Source organism: Nitrosomonas sp. Nm166 (genome assembly GCF_900112825.1).
Lineage (GTDB): Bacteria > Pseudomonadota > Gammaproteobacteria > Burkholderiales > Nitrosomonadaceae > Nitrosomonas.
In genome coordinates this window covers 1-1,693 of record NZ_FONE01000107.1, presented here as the reverse complement: position 1 = coordinate 1,693, position 1,693 = coordinate 1, and the positions used below count along the sequence as shown (strand labels likewise).

Genomic DNA, 1,693 nt, shown 5'->3' with positions numbered 1-1,693 from the left:
CCAATCAAATTACCCTAATTCACCAAATTATCCTTATTTCTAACAACTTATTCTAATGGCTTCCATTAGAAAATTCCTCTAATGGAAAATTTGGGATAAAACCAGAATCGAGTCAGGTACCCGTATTCATGCAGACAAGGCTTATTGTAGCCAGAAACATCGTGATGCTTTGAAAAACACGCGGTATTAAAAACGGCATTCAGGATAGGGCGGTTAGAACCAGGCCATTGACACGTCGGCAGTTACAACGCAACAGTCTGATCACGAAAGCACGTTATGTTGTAGAGCGCACCTTCGGCAGCCAGGTGCGCTGGTTTGGGGGTAAATTACTGCGTTACTGCGGCTTGGCCAGGGCACATGCCTGGCACATCCTGCTGGCTATGGCGTATAACTTGAAAAGGCTACCCAAACTCTTTGCCAATCGTCGAATAATCACGCAAACATAGGAATATTGCGCCTTCTAAACCGGAAATGGTCGGCTTGGAGTGATTATTCCGGGTTCATTTGTACAAAAATGGCTAAAAATTACCCAGTCGCTTACAAATAAATCAGAAAATGGCATCGAGACATAGAGTTTATGTGATTTTGCAAAGGTCTCCTGCAATAACTGCAATAATTAATAATTCATCTTAACATAGCTTTTCAATTAGTAAGCTTGTAGCTTAAAACGATTATACATTTTTTAAAATTTTAAGTCATTGAATGCTATGATCTTGTTTTAATAAGCTATAAATTTTTTCAGCATGTTCGAGATGAGAGATAAGAATTGGAAAAGTTTTTTGCATAAGGATTCTTAACTCATCATCTTTTACATTTGGTACAAGCTGTGACTCGGCAACCTCTATTACTTTTCTATGAAAAATAATTTCTGATTCAATATATTTTTTATCGAATTCATTTTTTTCGGCTGCATTTAATATTTTTATCTCATTCTCAGTATTTAAGTTTAGTTCTTTACTAAATCTATTATCTAAAGGAATTAATTTTAGTTTATTTATTAACTCATGAATTTGTTTATTGCTGTCAGAATGATCATTAATCATTCTATAGGCATACGCCCTAACGTCGACATGTATAGCCCTTTCTGTGGCTAAGCGACTTTGTCGTATATCGGCTTCATTTGCAGTGACAAGAACATGAACAATTTCCTCTTCTCCCAGATCATTTTTTTCAATTAATATTTCTGCCTTAGCCGCTAACATAATTAATGACAGAGCTAAAGCTAAGGTTAAGGGCAATATTTTCATACATCCTCCAGAAATTTAAAATCTCAACAAAACACAATCTAATAATAAATTCTGTTGGAATCTCTAGTCTGTACGGAATCACACGTCTTAGAATTTATTTTTTAAACACTTAACAATATCTTAATTGAAATTTTATTATTACTTCTTGGATAAATCGTCCAAAAATAGCGATTAATACATTGAAAACTGCACCCTAAAAAGCGTAATTTAACTTATCCATAATCAAGACTCTCCCGTTTAGGATCGTCGTCCTAAGCGGGTTTTATTTCTAGAGCCCGCCAGTGAGCGGGTTTTCTATGCCTAAAGATCAAGCCCTGCATTTTATAGCAGGTGCAGGTGCAACATTATTTTTAACGTGAGTTCGACATAAGGATCACATCAGTACGACTGGAAGAGCTTGTGAGGATCTGATATTAAGGGAGGGTTTCTTCTCGCGGAATGTGTAA

General features: G+C 36.1%; 2 protein-coding genes. One reads left to right on the top strand and one right to left on the bottom strand.

What is annotated here, in order from left to right:
• Window positions 1–185 precede the first annotated feature (185 nt).
• Entirely contained in the window at window positions 186–446 is a 261-nt protein-coding gene (locus BM021_RS14900; protein ID WP_090721757.1) for a transposase, read from the top strand.
• Between the two features lie 249 nt (window positions 447–695).
• Here the strand turns inward: BM021_RS14900 and BM021_RS14895 are convergent, their stop codons facing one another.
• A complete protein-coding gene (locus BM021_RS14895) occupies window positions 696–1,247 on the bottom strand; it encodes a DUF4142 domain-containing protein (protein ID WP_090721756.1) in 552 nt (183 codons plus the stop codon).
• Window positions 1,248–1,693 lie beyond the last annotated feature (446 nt).

What these genes read in the sequence shown, in the direction of transcription:
- BM021_RS14895 (WP_090721756.1), bottom strand. Translation starts at nt 1,247, where the DNA reads ATGAAAATATTGCCCTTAACCTTAGCTTTAGCTCTGTCATTAATTATG.